General features: G+C 37.0%; 16 protein-coding genes. 7 read left to right on the forward strand and 9 right to left on the reverse strand.

What is annotated here, in order from left to right; translation table 11 throughout:
* Positions 1 to 174 precede the first annotated feature (174 nt).
* The gene (locus ACLIJJ_RS14280) at positions 175 to 1,719 is read right to left on the reverse strand and encodes an alpha-amylase family glycosyl hydrolase (protein WP_411411132.1); all 1,545 of its coding nucleotides are present in this window, start codon (positions 1,717 to 1,719) and stop codon (positions 175 to 177) included.
* Between the two features lie 335 nt (positions 1,720 to 2,054).
* Here ACLIJJ_RS14280 and ACLIJJ_RS14285 point away from each other — a divergent pair, with 335 nt between their 5' ends.
* The 5 genes from ACLIJJ_RS14285 to ACLIJJ_RS14305 all read left to right on the forward strand — a co-directional run bounded on the left by ACLIJJ_RS14285 (position 2,055) and on the right by ACLIJJ_RS14305 (position 5,991).
* The gene (locus ACLIJJ_RS14285) at positions 2,055 to 2,459 is read left to right on the forward strand and encodes a hypothetical protein (RefSeq protein ID WP_411411133.1); all 405 of its coding nucleotides are present in this window, start codon (positions 2,055 to 2,057) and stop codon (positions 2,457 to 2,459) included.
* 108 nt (positions 2,460 to 2,567) lie between these two features.
* Positions 2,568 to 3,701 (forward strand): hypothetical protein, encoded by a 1,134-nt coding sequence (locus tag ACLIJJ_RS14290; RefSeq protein ID WP_411411134.1) that lies wholly within the window; start codon positions 2,568 to 2,570, stop codon positions 3,699 to 3,701.
* Between the two features lies 1 nt (position 3,702).
* On the forward strand, positions 3,703 to 4,482 hold the full coding sequence (locus ACLIJJ_RS14295; RefSeq protein ID WP_411411135.1) for a hypothetical protein: 780 nt from the start codon (positions 3,703 to 3,705) through the stop codon (positions 4,480 to 4,482).
* On the forward strand, positions 4,469 to 5,320 hold the full coding sequence (locus tag ACLIJJ_RS14300) for a hypothetical protein (protein ID WP_411411136.1): 852 nt from the start codon (positions 4,469 to 4,471) through the stop codon (positions 5,318 to 5,320). Before ACLIJJ_RS14295 ends, ACLIJJ_RS14300 begins: the two co-directional genes overlap by 14 nt.
* Before the next feature lie 20 nt (positions 5,321 to 5,340).
* The gene (locus ACLIJJ_RS14305; protein ID WP_237942840.1) at positions 5,341 to 5,991 is read left to right on the forward strand and encodes an ABC transporter ATP-binding protein; all 651 of its coding nucleotides are present in this window, start codon (positions 5,341 to 5,343) and stop codon (positions 5,989 to 5,991) included.
* A 51-nt stretch (positions 5,992 to 6,042) separates the two neighbouring features.
* Here ACLIJJ_RS14305 and ACLIJJ_RS14310 read toward each other — a convergent pair whose 3' ends face one another.
* Positions 6,043 to 6,678: an esterase/lipase family protein gene (locus ACLIJJ_RS14310; RefSeq protein ID WP_411411137.1), complete on the reverse strand. Its 636-nt coding sequence runs from the start codon at positions 6,676 to 6,678 to the stop codon at positions 6,043 to 6,045.
* A gap of 208 nt (positions 6,679 to 6,886) precedes the next feature.
* On the opposite strand from ACLIJJ_RS14310, the gene ACLIJJ_RS14315 reads away from it, so the two are divergent.
* Positions 6,887 to 7,657: a hypothetical protein gene (locus ACLIJJ_RS14315; protein ID WP_411411138.1), complete on the forward strand. Its 771-nt coding sequence runs from the start codon at positions 6,887 to 6,889 to the stop codon at positions 7,655 to 7,657.
* Positions 7,658 to 7,709: 52 nt separating this feature from the next.
* Here the strand turns inward: ACLIJJ_RS14315 and ACLIJJ_RS14320 are convergent, their stop codons facing one another.
* The 5 genes from ACLIJJ_RS14320 to ACLIJJ_RS14340 form a co-directional block, all read right to left on the reverse strand.
* Positions 7,710 to 8,342 (reverse strand): esterase/lipase family protein, encoded by a 633-nt coding sequence (locus tag ACLIJJ_RS14320; protein ID WP_341081114.1) that lies wholly within the window; start codon positions 8,340 to 8,342, stop codon positions 7,710 to 7,712.
* Between the two features lie 175 nt (positions 8,343 to 8,517).
* Complete coding sequence (locus ACLIJJ_RS14325) at positions 8,518 to 9,573, reverse strand: acetamidase/formamidase family protein (RefSeq protein ID WP_411411139.1); 1,056 nt, start codon at positions 9,571 to 9,573, stop codon at positions 8,518 to 8,520.
* A gap of 474 nt (positions 9,574 to 10,047) precedes the next feature.
* Positions 10,048 to 11,466, reverse strand: coding sequence for a sugar porter family MFS transporter (locus tag ACLIJJ_RS14330; protein WP_341081137.1), 1,419 nt, complete (start codon positions 11,464 to 11,466; stop codon positions 10,048 to 10,050).
* A gap of 132 nt (positions 11,467 to 11,598) precedes the next feature.
* Entirely contained in the window at positions 11,599 to 12,492 is an 894-nt protein-coding gene (locus ACLIJJ_RS14335; protein WP_411411140.1) for a sugar phosphate isomerase/epimerase family protein, read from the reverse strand.
* Positions 12,489 to 13,634: a Gfo/Idh/MocA family protein gene (locus ACLIJJ_RS14340; protein WP_411411141.1), complete on the reverse strand. Its 1,146-nt coding sequence runs from the start codon at positions 13,632 to 13,634 to the stop codon at positions 12,489 to 12,491. Before ACLIJJ_RS14340 ends, ACLIJJ_RS14335 begins: the two co-directional genes overlap by 4 nt.
* A 151-nt stretch (positions 13,635 to 13,785) precedes the next feature.
* Here ACLIJJ_RS14340 and ACLIJJ_RS14345 point away from each other — a divergent pair, with 151 nt between their 5' ends.
* On the forward strand, positions 13,786 to 14,616 hold the full coding sequence (locus ACLIJJ_RS14345; RefSeq protein ID WP_237942850.1) for a helix-turn-helix domain-containing protein: 831 nt from the start codon (positions 13,786 to 13,788) through the stop codon (positions 14,614 to 14,616).
* A gap of 41 nt (positions 14,617 to 14,657) precedes the next feature.
* Here ACLIJJ_RS14345 and ACLIJJ_RS14350 read toward each other — a convergent pair whose 3' ends face one another.
* Together ACLIJJ_RS14350 and ACLIJJ_RS14355 are read right to left on the reverse strand one after the other, a co-directional pair.
* Entirely contained in the window at positions 14,658 to 16,127 is a 1,470-nt protein-coding gene (locus ACLIJJ_RS14350; RefSeq protein WP_411411142.1) for a glycoside hydrolase family 32 protein, read from the reverse strand.
* Positions 16,128 to 16,139: 12 nt separating this feature from the next.
* A complete protein-coding gene (locus ACLIJJ_RS14355; protein WP_233315123.1) occupies positions 16,140 to 17,372 on the reverse strand; it encodes an MFS transporter in 1,233 nt (410 codons plus the stop codon).
* Between the last annotated feature and the right edge of the window lie 456 nt (positions 17,373 to 17,828).

Raw genomic sequence — 17,828 nt, forward strand, 5'->3', positions numbered from 1 at the left:
TTAGACACTATTATTCAACCCTTTATATAACAGGTTTATTGAAATTTCACCTTTTAACAAACCACTCTTCCATTTACGTAAATATATCATAGACCCTTACAATAGTGACCCCTGAATCACTCATTTAATTTCCCACTAAAAAAGATCCTGCCTAAACAGGATCTAACTGGATATTTATTTTACTAATACAGTAGTATTAGCAGGTATAGTTAACATCGAATCATTCTTTATTACACCCGCTTCACTTGAAAAAACTACTTCTCCATTGCCGGCAATAGTTACTGCAACTGTCTCATTTGAAATATTATGATAAATCTGGATGGTTTGGTGGAGGGTCCGTTTATAGGCGACTATTTTTGCATTATTGACTTCCATCGCTTCTAAATTTCCTTTTAGTAACTCGTCATACCCTTGGCGAACACGGATCATTTTACGATAGTGGTTTAACAGGGAAGCTTGATCGTTGTCTTGTGCTTCAACAGAGATACCATTTCCGCCAATATTGTAGGTTGGTGTTTGCCAGCTTGTTTGGCCTTCCCCGTCGCCTTCAAACCAACGGAATGGCTCACGGATGAACTCATCTGGTTTTGCGCCTGTCATACCGATTTCTTCCCCATAATAGATAAATGGATTGCCAGGCAATGTCAACAGAATGGATGCAGCCGACTTCGCTTTAGCAGCATCACTATTCAGCTCGCTCATAACACGGTTTTGATCATGATTGGATAAGAAAATGGCGTCGATTATAGTGGGATTATAAGTGTGGTAAAGCGCTGCTGTTGAAAGTGCTGCTGCGGTAATACCTTGATCTGTGCCGCTTTTAACAGAAAGGATGATTTTATCTGCTAAATGGAAATTAAAGGCTGAATCTAATGCCTCATAGTACGGTGCAACTACCTCTGGCAAATCCCAAACTTCACCGACTAAATACACATCTGGTTTACTCTGCTGCATCACAGCTCTGAATTCTTTCCACCATTCGAGGTTATTAGCTGCACCATCTTCAGTTTGCCCTTTATAGATATGCATCGCCGCATCCAGCCGGAAACCGTCGGCCCCTTGGCTGAGCCAATACTGCCCAATTTTAATCATTTCTGCTCTAACGTCATGATGATTAAAATTCAAATCAGGCATGCCAGACCAAAATGTGCCATAGTAATAGCCCTCTCCGTTTGGGTTTTTATACCATACTTGCTGACCCCATGATCCTGTTTCGTTTAAATCGGCATGTTCATCTGCCCACACATAATAAGTACGGTATTTACTGTTTATATCTTGACTGGCTTCCTTAAACCAAGGATGCTCACTGCTCGTATGATTAACAACTAAATCCATAATTACCTTCATGCCCCGTTTATGTGCTTCATTAGTCAGGTTACGAAAATCTTCCAACGTTCCATATTCAGGATCTATATTATAGTAATCTGTCACATCATATTTATGGTAGCTTGGTGACGTATTAATCGGCATCAGCCACATTCCATTTACTTGCAAGTCTTTACTGGTGCTCCTATTGCCGTCATTCAAGTAATCAAGCTGACTGATAATTCCTTTTAAGTCACCATGGCCATTACTATCAGAATCATAAAAAGATTTTACATAGATTTCATAAAAAACACCGTCTTTATCATATTGGCTTTCCCCGCTTTGAGCACTTACCTGAGATGATAAACTAACAGTTTGCGGCAATGACAATTTTACTCCGTACCAATTCCTCAATTGCCTTCCCCCTTTTCAAATGAAATCGTTTACATTTTAACTATACCTGTATGGACAGCACGTTGCAAATATTTGGGGGAAATTGATTCTTTTTATATGATAATTATCAGCAGCTTAAAAAAGAAGTTTTCTTAAACATAATCTAAAACAGCTTTTAAACAATACCACATCCTTTAGCTTATTTCAGTTACGAAAAATGTCACAGTCTTCAGGACTTTAACTCTAAAATACTAGATTAAAAGAAAAATGTCATAATTCGCAAAACTATTAATTCTTTAGCCGTGTTATATTTTACATGTAATCTGGCATGCAGGTCCCTGACAGATTATAAAAAAATGATTAAAAGAAGAAAAACAATGAAAAAGAAACTTATCCCTGGTTTATTAATTACCGCTTTTCTTTTTTCAATCTTGACTCCTACTGGGTTTGCACAGAAAAAATCCTTCTCGTTTAATGTAACTCCGTCGCAAAATAGTGGTGTAGCGTATTCTGCACCTAACCCGAAAGATGATACTGAACAAAAAGGCTATATTTACACTACAAAGCACAATATAATATCTTCTGATAAATACTACTACAACATAAGAAAAAGCCCGTTAACTAGTGCAACATCTTACACTGGTTACATTAGGGTAACTCCCTCTAATGCAAAAAAAATTGTCAAAGCTTATAGTAAAAAAGCGAACAAAGGTCAAAGTTTAATTCTGCAAGCGGATACAGATAAATACTCTGTACACTAAGAAGGTTATTGGTACTCTTAACAAGCTAAATCGTCTAAATTAACATAGACCGACTACCTGCATCGGTCTATGATTATTACTTAATCATTTTTGAAAGGAGTATAAGTCTTGAAAAAAATATGGTTATTGCTACTTTGTACATTTCTAGTCGTGCTTTCTGGCTGCTTTCCAACAGGTGAACAAAACGCTGCATCTGATTCGAAACAGGCAAACAAATCAAATGAACCAACACCTGATAATCTTGATGTGGAATTGGACAAAAACTTGCTTGTAAAAGCAGATATAGCTGGTGGAGAAAATAAAGATTATCCCTCACTCTCCATCTCACCGAAGGACTTAAAGAACGATCCGTTAAAGCAGGAACTTGTTAATAATAAAGAATTAACAGATACTTTTGAAAACAATAATGAGATTAAACCAGACTATAAAGATGTATATTTTGAATTTACGGATGGATCGTATATGTCGATAGAATTAGGTACTGTTAGGTTTGAGGATTCATTTTACAGTGATCGTGAATATTCTGATGTTATATATGGTGCAAAGCCCAATATACGGTCTGATTTGCACGATATATACAAAAAAACAGCACTTGAAAATATTAATAGCAACGAGGCCATTGAAAAGGTTAAAAAGGCAGCAAATGAATACGGTATAACCAACCTTGGAAATCCAGATGTGATTGCTTTAGATTTAGAAACATTAGAAAATGAATGGGAGGATTACGAACAAAAGGACGGCGGTCATCCTCGCAAATGGGAAAAGGCTGATGAAGCATATGTAGTCACCTTTCCTGTTGTACATAACAATCTAATCATAACAAACAAAGGTTATTTTAGTAATGCTGCTGAAATACCGGTAATAGGAAGCCGGATAGTAGGTGTTGTTAATAAAGATGGAATAATTGCCTTAACTCTAGACGGCATTTATGATACAGGCAAAACAATACAAAATAAAGTAAATCCGATTTCCTTGGAAGACGCCATAAACATGGTTGAAAACAAGTACAAAGACGTCTTATTAACAGACCCAATAACAATATCAAAAATAGCATTAGAGTATGTTCCAATTGTGTCCAAGCAGGATTCCATCAGCTATAAACTAACCCCTGCATGGGTCTTTACCGCCAAACAGGATGTAACGTCTAGTGATGAAAAAGGCACAAACACAGCATCCGATTATTTTACTATCATAATCGATGCAGATACGGGCCAAGAATTGCGTATTGGAAGTGACTATTAATATGAAAAGTAGAGCATTAACTATGTCGTTTATGCAAGTATTTTCGTCTCCTGTTTTTTACCTTTCCATCATCGGTGTTACTTTACTTTGTTTTATAAGCGTCTGGGAAGAAATTAATAGTGTTGCTGGAGATGTAGCTTATTATTTTGATATTTTTATAGGCTTAACAATGTTTAAAAAATTAGTAGTTTTATTTGCTGCGTTTCCTTATGTATCCAGCTTCTGCAGTGATTGGAAATGCCAATTTATAAAACCAGTTGTCATCCGTACAGGGATTAGCAAATATGTGTGGTCAAAAATTATTACTTGTTTTGTCAGTGGTTTATTAACTGTATTTATAGGACAAATCCTATTTATCATCTTACTGTCATTTAAGTTCCCCTTGTTTCCAAATGAAGATTTAAACCAAGTATTGTTTCCACCATTTAAATCACTTAGTACCAGTATTTTCCCGCCTTTATATTTACTAGCACAAAGTTTTGTTTTTAGTATGGCAGCAGCATTATGGACAGTTGTTGGATTAACCTTCTCTGCGTTTATACCAATTCACTTTGCTGCAATAGCTGCACCTGTTATTGCCAGTTATGTTTTAGAAGAAGTTACCATCCTACTTCCAAATGCATTTAACCTGTACTTACTTACAAAAAGTTCAGATGTCATTCAGCAAGGTCCCCTCATCAGTTTTATCTACTTTTGTTTTATTTTTATTATGTTATCAATACTAGCTGGATGGCTGTTTTCTTATCAAGTTAAGAGGAGGGTGCGTAATGAAGTTGTTTAATACAGCAAGATTTGTGTGTTTGCAAAATTTCCGCAAATGGTCCTCCAATTACCGAGTTTGGATTATCGCTATTCTGCTGATCATTTTGACACATAGCTTTACGAAGGAAATCGTAGATTTTGGAAAAGACATTGATATTAATGTCTCGCCATGGATGTTTCCGTTTCTTTTTACTCAGAAATTTATTAAGCTACTGTTCTTTTTCCCCTTACTATTACTGTTCAGTGATGCTCCTTTTATTGACGAGAACCAGCCCTATATAATCGCAAGAAGCGGCAGAATTCCATGGAGCATCGGACAAATTGGGTATATTTTCATCGCTTCAGCAATTTATTTTATCTTTCTCCTGCTCCTATCTATCGGGCTTAACTTTTTCAATATCCAATTTACAATGGAATGGGGAAAAGTTCTTGGCACACTTGCAAATACTAATGCAGCCGAAGTAGTTAATTTAAAAACATTTATTCCTTCAGATGTTTTACACTATTTTTCGCCCATTCAAGCATTGTGGTTTTCTCTCCTGCTTTCATGGTTAACCGGAGTATTTTTAGGGCTTATTATTTATGTTATTAATTCCTTTTCGAACACTAGAGTGTTTGGAATATTAACGGCATCCTTCCTGCTAGTTTTAGATGCGACTGTTACCAATAGATATTATTTATACCGCTTTTCACCTGTGTCATGGAGCAATCTTGCACGGATTGATATTAATGGAACAACTCCAATGCCGTCGATAACCTATATTTATATTAGTTTTGCTCTACTGATCGGGATAATGATAATATCAGCCATTGTAATTAACCGCAAGCAAACGATTAATGTGTTACCACCTATATAAGCAAGAAAGGAGTAGTTAAGATGCATGCAGGTATTAAGGTTCATGATTTAACAGTAAGGTTTGGAGAAACGACTGTATTAAATAACATCTCCTTATCGTTTGAAAAAAACAAAATTCACGGTTTAGTTGGCAGAAATGGTTCTGGGAAAACCATTCTCTTAAAGTGTATTTGCGGGTTCGTTATCCCAGCATCTGGAAGTATTAAGATAGATGATCAGCAAATCGGTCAGGACTGTGATGTGCCAGAAAATATAGGTATCATTATTGAAGCACCGGGATTTCTGCCTAATTATGATGGATACACCAATTTGAAATTTCTTGCTGCAATCAAAAAGCAAATATCAAAGGAACAGATCTTACATGTAATTGAAAAAGTTGGATTAGATTCTAAAAGTAAAAAACATGTCGGCAAATATTCACTCGGAATGAGGCAGCGACTTGGTCTTGCTCAAGCACTGATGGAAGATCCTGATATCCTTATACTTGATGAACCGATGAATGGCTTGGATAACCAAGGAGTTAAAGATATTCGAACAATCCTTTTAGAGCTAAAAAATCAAGGAAAAACAATATTACTCGCCAGCCATAGTAAAGAGGATATTGAGATTCTGTGTGACACAGTACATGAGTTGGATCTCGGCAAAATAATAAACTCGAATACTAAAAACTGATATATAAAAAAATGACTCAAGACAGCTCTTGAGTCATTTTTTATATTCATTTTAGTTTGTATTCTGACCGCCGCCATTTAATCCTGCTTTAATAAGCTCATTCACCTTGCTGTTAGCAACCAACCCTAAATGGCCAATTCCACTAAGCTCAACGTTTTTTGCTCCTTTAAGGTTAGAAAGCCATGTTGGCACTAAATAATCTTTTGAACTGTAAATAGACGTGTATAGAATTTTATCGTTAGAATCTTTGCCAACTGGTGCTGTTGATGTAACAAATCTGTTAGGCGATCCTAATGTGATAACATCATTCACCTTTGTTCCGCCAGTGTTCAATATATAAGTCAATGTATTAATACCGCCTGCACTGTGTCCGATGATATCGACCTTGCTTTTGCCGGTTTTCTTTAATACTTGATCTACATATGTTGCAAGCTGCTTGGCATTTGTATAGCTGTTGCCTGTTTTATCTAATAATTCAATAGCATAAAGCTCATTATCTGCCCAGCCTTGTGATTTTAAATAACTTTTAATTGCATAGAAGTTTGTGCTGTTACCGCCTGTTCCGTGCACATAAATAACCGGGTCATGACTTGACGCTGCTTTGGAAACAGAAGGTTTCGCTCCAACAACAGAAACAATAATAGCCATACATGCAACTAATGAAATTAGTAATTTGGTAGTCTTCATTATTTCCCCCTATGGTTTAGAAGTTATCTTGCTATAACTATTGTTATATATTTCGAGAGGAGAAACAACCGGTAAGATTTGTTAGGAAGTGTATTCTATTTTTTTATATCACTAATAACTACTAAATTTGCTATTCTTAAATGTTCTTAATTATGTTATTATTTTGTACGTTATTAAGAAAAAAAGTGAGGTCTAGTTATTAATGAGAATGCAAAAGAAAAAACGGAAAATCAGTATCACAGGAATAATTATCGTATTATTGCTTGGAGGAGCTTTTTACGGGGGTATTTTATATCAAAGTTACTCTGAAGAAGCATCTGAAAAGAAAAAAGAATCTAATTCAGCACCATCAATGGACGAGAAAACTAAAACTGGCAGTAAGGAAAAGGCAGTCGTTACAGCAAATAATGACATATTACCTCAAGATGACTCGACAGCAGAAACCATCGATAATTTCGAGTTAACATATACACCTTTTGAAGAGAAACTAGTCGTTTCTACAAATGATGGAAAAACAAGTACTTTTAATTATTTAAACAATAACGATATTATCTCTTACTCCCCTTCTTATCAGAACATACTGCTTAATCCCCTCGGTGGTTTTGAAGAAGGTGGAAGTCTTTTTGTGTACATGAAGGATGAGGGTACGGTAGAAGTAAAAGTGGATAACGAGAATGAAAACAATTACTATCCGAAGCAAGCACTATGGCTTGATGATCAATACATATTAGTTGTCAAAAGTTACGTATACGGGACTGTAATAAACGGAGATTTGCTGCTCTATGATAGCCTAAATGAAACATTAACACCGCTGAATATCTATAATGGTGATGCAGTAGTAAGCATTAGCCTCTCCCATACTAAGAATAACGAGAAAACAGTTATTGTAGATGGAATAAACTTTACAGATGACATTTTAAATGAGAATCAGCCTTATGTGGCAGAGTACTCTGTAACAACCATACTGGACGAATTGTAAATAGATTAAAACCCTATTATGTTAACCTCATGTCCACATAATAGGGTTTTAATTATTTATTCGTATTCAACCCGCCGCCATTCAAAGCAACCTTAATCAAGTCATTTACTTTTTTACTAGTAACAAGCCCAAAATGATCAACACCAGTTATTTCAATGTTTTTTGCTCCATCGAGGATGGAAAGTTTGTTAGGTGTTATATAATCGTTTTTGCTGTAGATGGATGTATAAAGGATTTTGCGGTTTGGATCTGTTCCGACGGGTGCTTTTGTTGTTATTACTCGATTTGGGGATCCTAATGTTACTACATCGTTAACTTTATTTCCCCCATCAGTCAGAATATAAGTTAACGCATTTATCCCGCCTGCACTGTGTCCTATAATATCAACCTTTTTCTTACCCGTTTTTCTTAGCACATCATCTACATAAGTAGACAGCTGTTTCGCATTTGTAATGCTGTTCCCTGTTTTATCAAGTAATTCAATGGCGTACAACTCATTATCTGCCCAGCCTTGCTGCTTCAAATAGGTTCTAATGAAATAAAAGTTAGTACTGTTTCCCCCTAATCCGTGCACGAAAATTACAGGATCATGTGTTACTCGCTGTGCTTCGGAGACAGTTGGGTTTAAACCGACTGCACATAAAAGAATCGTCATACATGCTATTAGTGAATGTAACATTCTCATTTTTCTTCATTTCCTCCTAAAAATTATGCTGTTCATGACTGTTTTATTATGGACAATTTTTGTGGAGAAATTCACGGTAACTTCTGTTAGAAAAATAGAAGCTTTTTTACATTTCAGCTTCTGATCGGAATAAACAGAATTAGGAGAAGAATAATAAAAAGACTTAGGATATATCCTAAGCCTTAGGCAGCAATACACTTTTTGGGATTGATACATGAATTCCTTTATTTTCATCCACCACTTGTGTTATCGAAAAATCGCCACAAACGCTGATTAACGAGTATGCATCTTGCCTTGACAGCCCATATCTTGAACTCAGAAATCCAACCATTTCTAACGCTGCATTTTTTGCAGCTTGCTCTAAATCCGGATGAAAACCATGGGTTATCCATGCATCAGTTGTTTCAAGCAAGGGAGAGTGAAAGGCCATGTCTTTACGGACATTTATTTTTAACAAGCAATTTAATGATGCTTCTACTGCAGTTCCGCTCAGTTCACTGTCTCCTTGCGCGAAGTGACCGTCACCTAGGGACAGCAATGCGCCTTCTACTCCGACTGGATAATAAATCGTAGCACCAGCACCAATTTTCCAGTTGTCGATATTTCCTCCATACATTCCTGGAGGTGTTGAACTAAAGCAACCCTTTTCCTTAGGTGCGACTCCCATATTGCCGATATGAAGTCTTGCTGGTATTTGCATATTTGTTAATGCAGGCTCCCTTATAGCCTCTTCAGGTGCAATAATTCTGCCATTGATGTTGTATTCATAAGGGTAGTCGTAAGCAAATTTAGCATTCAGCCACTTGCCTTCTCGGTCTAATTCATAAATAGTGATTCGTTCCTTTTTATCAAATTCATTAAATAAAAAGCCCCAATTCGCCAGCAAGTTTGCACCATAAGGTAAGCGTGGAGTTAGCTGCAGAATTTCTACTTGAAGCATATCTCCAGGTGTTGCATCCTTAACATAGATCGGTCCAGTCATAATATGAGCACCTGGTATTCTTTGCTCAAAAGGAATATTATCGTATATTTCTTTAATCCCGTCATCCATCATCAAGTCAGGTGCGTCCCCCGCTTGGTGTGTTACTGTTTCTGCACTCACGATATCACCGGAGTTTATTTCTAACGCTGGCTTAACAGAATTATCAAAATAGCCCCAATGCACCGTTTTTGAAGTTGCTTTCAGTGTATGAAGCGATATTTCTTGTACTTTCGTATCATTTACAGCCATTGTACCTCTCCCCTCTCGGTTTTTCCTCCGATACAGTCACATAGGTTTGTGCTGACAATCCTCCATGAAAGTATTACTATGAATTATGCTTACCGCATTAATCTCTCTGAAGAAAACATCTGTGTGTTACAGCTGTCCAAGTCTTTTTCAAGTTTTCCATCACCTTGACAGCCTGTTATGCAATTCACCTTTTACCTATTCGGCGGCTCCCTTGTTATAAACAGAAAAATCGCTAGCCTAGTATGGTGCAACTTCTTCGGAGCATTCTCTAAGACGTACCTAGTTATTCTGGGATTTTCGTTCAAATGAAAGGTAAATAAGTCGATGTATTTGCATTTCATCGTAATTTATTCCTTCTTTACAGGCAAGCAACTTGTCAGATTATTTAACAAAGTATTTTAATAGCTTGCATGAATACAAAAAATAGAGCTGCATCCATTCAGATGCAACTCTAAATAACAATTATAAGATCCTTTAACTCCGTTTAAAATTCTCCTCAATCTGCTCCAGCGACAATCCTCTTGTTTCCGGTAAATACTTTCCTATAAACACAATCCCTCCAACCGCAAATACGGCGAAAAGGAAGAAGGTTGCCGATAAGCCAACACTGTCTAATAGTACGGGGAAGAATAAACCAACTAAAAAATTGAAAAGCCAGAGAAACAAGACTGCCATTCCCATCCCTATTCCTCGGATTCTGGCTGGAAATATCTCTGATAAGGTGAGCCATGTCATTGGACCGACTGCTCCTTGGAAGAACGCTAAATATAAACATGTCATAGAAAGGACGACATATGGCAGCATTGGGGAATCCGCAAGAAGCAGTGTGGAAATTCCGATTGAAAGGAGAGCTGCGGTAACACCAATTAATCCTGTCAGAAACATAGAGCGTCTATTTACCTTATGCATGATGGACATGCCAATAATGACGGCTACTAAGGAAATTAAGCCATTTGCGACATTTCCGATTAATGCTGCCTTTGTTCCAAAGCCAGAGTTTTGGAGAATTTGTGTGCCATAGTACATGATTGAATTAATGCCTACTAATTGTGAAATCGCTCCGATTCCTATTCCAAGGACAACGATTCTTCTAATCCATGGAATGCCTAAATCTTTAAAGGTAACTTTTTTGGTGTTTTTCATTTCTTCGATACTTGCTTGAATACTTTTTAATTCTTTCTCAGCCGAAATTCCTTCACGAATTTGTTTTAGTGTATGCAGTGCTTCTGCTATTCTCCCTTTTGATGCGAGCCAGCGTGGGCTTTCTGGCAATATAAGAACACCTAACCATAAGGCAACGGCTGGTAGTGTAGCAATCACTAGCATATATCGCCAGACATGTCCTGCTTCATCAAAGGTATTTCCGATAACAGCATTAAAAACATAGGCAAGAAATTGACCAGTGACAATCATTAATTCATTTTGTGTTACTAATCTGCCGCGTCGTTCTGCTGGTGACATTTCTGCAAGATAAGAGGGGATGATAACGGATGCTCCGCCTACAGCTAGCCCTAACAGAAATCGGAATGAAATCATGATGGTTGTATTTGGAGCGATAACACAGCCAAGCGCTGCGAAGAAGAATAAGATCGCTAAATAAAGAATCGTTTTTCGATGTCCCCTAGTATCTGAGAGCCGGCCTCCGAAGATGGAACCAATTGCCGCTCCCAAAACAAGTGAACTTGCGACCAAACCTTCTGTAAAAGGAGTTAAGTTAAGCTGGTCAGGCTGAGCCATGAATGGCAGTGCACCGTTAATTACACCTGTATCATAACCAAACAACAATCCTCCAAAGGTCGCTACAATCGTAATTAACCGGAGATTTTTTTTTGGATCTTTATTACCCTTTCCTGTCTCCATCGAGTAATGATTAGACAACTTTGCATTATCCATTGCCCATTCCTCCTTTTTCGCCAGAGTATTTGTATCCGCTTTCAAAAATAATCAAATAAAACGGATGCTTTCTTAGCTTTACAACTCTATCATATGATGGATCTTCTTTATGATAGAGTTGTAAAGAACTGTTTATTTGGTATTAATTACGTTAGTAATAGTTTTTAAGTATTCACTTGTCCGCTTTGCAATTGGAAATGGCTTATCAAATGGTGCAGGATACATATCCTGTTCGACAACTGCCCACCCATTATAGTTTATGTCCTGCAAAGTTTTAAAGAAAGCTTCCATATCGACTACACCTAATTCAGGTTCACACATAATATCCTCACTCACTGCTTTAGCAAAGGACCAGCCCTCTAACTGCATTCTTTCTCTTACCTTGAGATCACAGCTTTTAATGTGAAGGTATGGAATACGAGCATGGTGTTTGCGCATGAACGCAACTGGATCACCATCTGCATATGCATGATGTCCTGTATCTAAGCATATATTTATATCTGTGTCATGCAGAAGTCTTTCGATTTGCTCCTCTGTCTCAATATGACTTTGTGCATGTGGATGAAACACTACTTCCAAGCCGTATCTTAATTTTGCATGGTTTTTTATTTGTTCTACATTGCGGATAAATGAGCTCCATTCGTCATCGTTTAATATTTGCGGACGGATAAGTTCGCCTGAAAACAAATCTGTATAACAATCATCGATTAACACTACATATTTCGCAGTTGGAAACTTCAGCTGAAGCTCTGCCATTTCATCGAGTAGAGCAATCATTTCCTGTGTTTTTTTCTCAGAAGTAAGATCACCAACTAATGTTGTTGCTGTCAGGGTTAAGTTGCGTTTCTCAAGCTCTTGCTTTAATTGCTGATAATTATTCGGAAGATAGCCCCATGGTCCAAGCTCAATCCCCTCATAGCCTGCCTCTTCCATTTCATTTAAGCACCGTTCCCACGGCACTTGCTTTTCATCTTCGGGAAACCATACTCCCCAGGAGTCTGGTGCTGTTCCTATTTTAATATTCATGCGATTACACCTCCCACTTCATTCACCCGAACCCATTGCTGCTGTACTGCTGATGCTAGAATGGCATCAACTGTTTTATCAATTTGTGCGCCAAATTCAAAATCACAAGCATAGGCAGTGCCTTTTGATAGTGCTGACAGCAATTCGTGTGCTTCAAGCACTTTCATATCGTTATAACCGATTGCAATACCAGCTGCTGGATAAAATGCACTATAGCCTTTATGATCTGGACCTAAAAATACTGTTCGGAAACCTCTGTCTGCACTATTATCTGATGTGAAATACACGTTTACTTCATTCATACGTTCTAAAGAATAGTGAACAGTGCCTTTTGTTCCTTGGATTTCATATGTTAAGTAATTTTTTCTTCCTGCTGCAATCCGGCTAGAAGAAATTGTGCCGACTGCTCCATTTTCATAGTTTGTTAGGATTGCAATAATATCTTCATTTTCTACTTCTGCTAAAGTTAAAGAACCAGGAGATGAAGGTCTTTGTTTAAATATAGTTTTCGCTGTTGCATTAACGCTTTCAATATTTCCCAAAATAAACTGGGAAACACTTAACAAGTGGGAGCCTAAATCACCTAGTGCGCCAGAACCAGAATACTTATTAATATGTCTCCACGTAATAGGCAAATTTGGGTCAAGCAGGCTATCTTGTGCATACGTTCCGAAGAAGCCGACGATGTCGCCTAGTTTCCCAGTGTCTACTAGTTCTTTTATATAAGCACTGGCTGGATTCATCACATTATTGTAGCCAACATAGTTGACGACTCCTTTAGCCTTCGCAATTTCCGCAAGCTCTAATGATTGTTCACTTGATAGAGTTAAAGGTTTTTCACAGTATACATGCTTGCCGTTCTCTAGTGCAGCCTTTGCAATTTCATAGTGAAATGCATTTGGTGTCGCAATATCAACGATGTCAATATGTTCGTCAGTGACTATGTCCTGCCAGTTTGTTGTCCATCTAGAATAGCCTAATGTCTCACTTGCTTTTTGAGCTGCTTCTGCACTAACATCTGATACAACTTCAAAAATTGGCTTGCCATATTCAGGACCAAAGTTCAATAAAGCGTTTACAAATGAGTTCGTATGAGCCTTACCCATCCAACCTGCACCAATCAGTCCAATTCTAATTTCCATGTTATTTAACTCCTTTATTGTTTATTTTTGCTTTCCTTATGTACATATTAATAAACTCTATTTACAATGTCATTATAGGATATTGCTAAATAATGTAATATTCTTGCTGTCTTTATAATGCGTGTAAAAGATATGTAGGAGGAAGTTTTATATGGTGGAAAAAGGAGTCTTATCACAATCAAAAATGTATTTTCATACACCTAGTGATTTCGCGAAAGATGCACTTTTCTATTTATCTTACTCTGGTACGTTCTGCTGCAGTAACGAATATATCGTAGAGCGGAACAATTGGAACAGCTATCTATTTATGATTGTAAAGAAGGGAAAAATGAGAATCTTTTATGAGGGAAAGGAATATACCGCCTCAGAAAACTCGTTTGTGTTTCTGAATTGCTATAAACCACATAAATATCAGGCCGAAGAGGAAACTGTATTTGATTGGATTCATTTCTCTGGTAATGCAAGTGAAGCTTATTATAATCTCCTATATGAAGCAGGCGGATGTGTTTTTTCGATTGCAAACAATTATGTAATTCAAGACTATATGACTAGTATTCTCCATGCAGCCAAAGAAAATCATGTAGAAGAGGATGCTGTATCTATTTATATACATAAGATATTGTATGAATTAAAAAAGAAATCGAGTGAAGTGGATTCCTTGCAGTTCAAATCTATCTTAGAGGCGATTAATTACATAGAAAGCTCCTTTCCTAACCAAATTAAGCTTCAGGACATTGCCGATTGTGCAGGATTAAGTCCATATCATTTTTCACGAGTATTTAAAAAACATTTGAACTGTTCTCCCTATCAATATTTAATTAACTTCCGCATTAATCATGCCAAAGAGCTCTTGCACAACACAGACTTATCTATTCAGGAAATCACATTTGAATGTGGCTTTAACAGTGTGCCTCATTTCATAAAAATTTTTAAAGAGCATACAGAATTAACACCAAAGAAGTTTAGAAATCTGCCGTTTTAAAGAAAGAAGGAACAAGTGGTATACACTTGTTCCTTCTATTATTATTCCCATATATCTTTCAATTCCCAATAAGTAAAATCGATTACTTCAGCTGCTCCATTTTCTGCAAAAAGTTCAAACCCTAGTATTGCTTCGTTAGGATATATACGGCTTGTCATTGTCACTTGTCCATCATTTGCGAATACTTCGATAGAGGATCTGTCGATAAACACCCTTAGTGAAAGTTGTGTGTCAGCTGTAAGTGTAGTGCCTCTTACTCCATCTTCGCTTTTTCCAGCTTTAGACACATCTAACACTAGCTTCTGTTCTTTCGTTTCATATTTTATCAAGGTTTCCTCTTGATTGATGCCGCGGATTTTCACGCCCACTGTTTGTGCTGCTGTTTTTGTTAAATCAATATCAAGCTTTAATTCCATAAGATCATTATTTGCTTCAACGAGATAGCTTTCAGCTAGATGTTTGTTTGTGCACACCTTTTGCTCTGTTGTTCGCAGCAATGACAATTCCTCTACTGGTTTCATGAAGATTTTGTTATTTTGATCAAGTGTTAACTCGCGGGGAAGTGTTAAGGCGCCGCACCAGCCGTCTTCCTTTGTCGGCATAATCGATTCCCACATATCCATCCAGCCAATCGCAATGCGGCGGCCTTTGTCATCTAAAAATGTTTGCACTGCATAAAAGTCATGGCCATTATCTAGTTCTGTGAAATCATCTGCTTCAAAGCTATTTGTTTCATAACTGTAATCTCCAACTATATAGCCTGTTTGGAAGATATTATTATATAATTCACCTTGTGCCTCCATGCCTTGCGGAGAGAATAATAGTACATGCTTTCCTCCAAGCTCAAAGAAGTCTGGACATTCCCACATATAACCTAGTGATCCATCACTCTCTGCTAATACGCCAATATATTGCCACTCTCGTAGATCACTTGATTTATATAAAACAACTTTGCCGGTATCTTCCTTTCTTGTGCCTAATATCATATACCAGAAGTCCTCATGCTTCCATACTTTAGGGTCACGGAAATGACCAGATCCTTCTTCAGGATGCTTGGATATTACCGGATTTGCGGTGTCTTTTGTAAAGAGAATGCCATCTGTGCTAGTAGCAATACATTGGGACTGATCAAGAATATCTTTCTCTTTGTCTATAAATATATTGCCTGTGTAAATCAAGGTAAGAATGCCATTATCATCAACAGCACTTCCAGAAAAACAACCATCTTTTTCGTATGCTTCTGTTGGTGCAAGGGCAATTGGCAAGTGCTCCCAATGAACTAAATCCTTGCTTTTCACATGGCCCCAATGCATCGGACCCCAGTTTTCATCAAATGGATGATGCTGATAAAACACATGATATTCCCCTTTATATTGGACTAAACCATTCGGATCATTTATCCAATTTGCAGGCGCCATAATATGATAGCCTAATCTGTAGCGGGAATTCATTTGCTGCTTTGCCTTTTCGATGGCTTCTTGCGCTAGTTGAAGCTTATTAGTTGTTAACATGTACAATTCCTCCTAATTAACTATTTGCAGTTTTTTCTTATTATTTATCGTTTTATTCGAATTGAGTAATGTGAAGATCGAAATAATCGAAAATACGAGCACCAATAATCCCATTAATAAATAGGACTGTCTAAATCCAATACTGTCATATAATCTGCCGGCCAATGGAGATAGAATCGATGCACCGACTTGAGATGCAAATTGAAAGCCGACTAAATATAAGACTGATGACAATCTAGTGTCAAAATTCGCAGCTAAATATTTAAAGATAGCAATTAACATGATTGGCAGCTCCACTGCATGAATTAACTTCATCGAAGAAATTCCAATTGGACCTATTACAATACCGGAGCCAATGATGCGGAAAGCCATCAAAAAACCTGCCAGCAATAAACTTCGTTTCGCTCCAAGCTTATTCACAAGAAATGGAGCTAAGAACATCATTCCTGCTTCCAAAAACACTTGGAATGAATTTAAATAGCCGAACACTTGATTACCAAGGGCTTCAGATGCAAACAAAGAAGAATAATAGATTGGAAATTGTTGATCATATACACTGTAAACGCAAGTGACACCAACAACATACATCATTAAAAACCAGAAATCTTTTAAGAGAAACAGCTGTCCTACATCTTTCAAGGTAACAGAGTCGGCTCTTTCCATTTCATGATGAGTCATCTCTACTCTTACAGATAAAATGATTGCAACGAGGATGACCGCAGACACAGAGGCAATCCAAAAGTTGATGTTCGGGTTAACATTAAACAGCTGCCCGGCAAAGAAAGTAGCTGCGGCCCATCCCAGCGAGCCCCACATTCTTGATTTCCCATACTCAAACTGATATTTCCGGCCAATCTTTTCAATATAAGACTCGATTGCACCGATGCCGGCTAAAAAGGCTGTTCCAAGATAAAGGCCCCCAACCGCTGCCCCTAATAGCACATTAAATTGCAATAATGGTCCGTAAACATAAATATAAAACGGTCCAACAAAAACAAGCAGCAAGCTAATGAAAAACAGAATATTTTTCTTCAGACCAATTTTATCTGAAATATATCCGTATATGGGCTGCATACATAAAGCGAAGATAGCGTTTACAGAAAAGATAATGCCAGTTTCTGCTCCGTTTAAGTTTATTTCTTGACCTAACCAAATGGAAAATAAGGAATAACTAGAAGACCAAGTGAAAAAGAAAAAGAAAAAATAAGCACTTAATTGCCAATACAATCGTTTTGAACCATTCATTTCAATTTCCCCTTTTTGATGTAATGGAGTACAAATCTAAATTGAAAGCACTTTCAACATCATTTTATGTCAACCGGTTTCATATGTCAACGGGTTGACATAGGTTTTTCTTAAATTAGTTTATCGAAACATCTAAAGTTATGATAAATGTTCAACTTACTGCCCTAGTTGAGAAAAAGTTTTAATTTTTATTTGGTTCCATTATTAACTTCAAAATGGCTAAACCACAGTATTTTAAGTCCTATATTATAAAGAATCTTATTTCCTAAAAAGTCTTTGTAATATTCCATTATGTTTAAAGTAAAATCTGTTCGGGTATTTAGTATGAGACAAAAAATATAGGTTATATAAGCAGATTTATTGTAGTGAATGATAGCAAGGTTTAGAAATCGTTAGGATTATAAAAAAATAAAAGGAGGGAAACAACTATTCACTTGAGATCAGTGTTAGTTTGAC

It is taken from the genome of Niallia laureatilytica (assembly GCF_046613985.1).
In the GTDB taxonomy this organism is placed as follows: Bacteria; Bacillota; Bacilli; order Bacillales; family Cytobacillaceae; genus Niallia.

Bases quoted from the DNA above. Each gene is read 5' to 3' on its own strand.
- ACLIJJ_RS14285 (WP_411411133.1), top strand. From the start codon at position 2,055: ATGATTAAAAGAAGAAAAACAATGAAAAAGAAACTTATCCCTGGTTTA.
- ACLIJJ_RS14295 (WP_411411135.1), top strand. From the start codon at position 3,703: ATGAAAAGTAGAGCATTAACTATGTCGTTTATGCAAGTATTTTCGTCT.
- ACLIJJ_RS14300 (WP_411411136.1), top strand. From the start codon at position 4,469: ATGAAGTTGTTTAATACAGCAAGATTTGTGTGTTTGCAAAATTTCCGC.
- ACLIJJ_RS14305 (WP_237942840.1), top strand. From the start codon at position 5,341: ATGCATGCAGGTATTAAGGTTCATGATTTAACAGTAAGGTTTGGAGAA.
- ACLIJJ_RS14310 (WP_411411137.1), bottom strand. From the start codon at position 6,678: ATGAAGACTACCAAATTACTAATTTCATTAGTTGCATGTATGGCTATT.
- ACLIJJ_RS14315 (WP_411411138.1), top strand. From the start codon at position 6,887: ATGCAAAAGAAAAAACGGAAAATCAGTATCACAGGAATAATTATCGTA.
- ACLIJJ_RS14320 (WP_341081114.1), bottom strand. From the start codon at position 8,342: ATGAGAATGTTACATTCACTAATAGCATGTATGACGATTCTTTTATGT.
- ACLIJJ_RS14325 (WP_411411139.1), bottom strand. From the start codon at position 9,573: ATGGCTGTAAATGATACGAAAGTACAAGAAATATCGCTTCATACACTG.
- ACLIJJ_RS14330 (WP_341081137.1), bottom strand. From the start codon at position 11,466: ATGGATAATGCAAAGTTGTCTAATCATTACTCGATGGAGACAGGAAAG.
- ACLIJJ_RS14335 (WP_411411140.1), bottom strand. From the start codon at position 12,492: ATGAATATTAAAATAGGAACAGCACCAGACTCCTGGGGAGTATGGTTT.
- ACLIJJ_RS14340 (WP_411411141.1), bottom strand. From the start codon at position 13,634: ATGGAAATTAGAATTGGACTGATTGGTGCAGGTTGGATGGGTAAGGCT.
- ACLIJJ_RS14345 (WP_237942850.1), top strand. From the start codon at position 13,786: ATGGTGGAAAAAGGAGTCTTATCACAATCAAAAATGTATTTTCATACA.
- ACLIJJ_RS14350 (WP_411411142.1), bottom strand. From the start codon at position 16,127: ATGTTAACAACTAATAAGCTTCAACTAGCGCAAGAAGCCATCGAAAAG.
- ACLIJJ_RS14355 (WP_233315123.1), bottom strand. From the start codon at position 17,372: ATGAATGGTTCAAAACGATTGTATTGGCAATTAAGTGCTTATTTTTTC.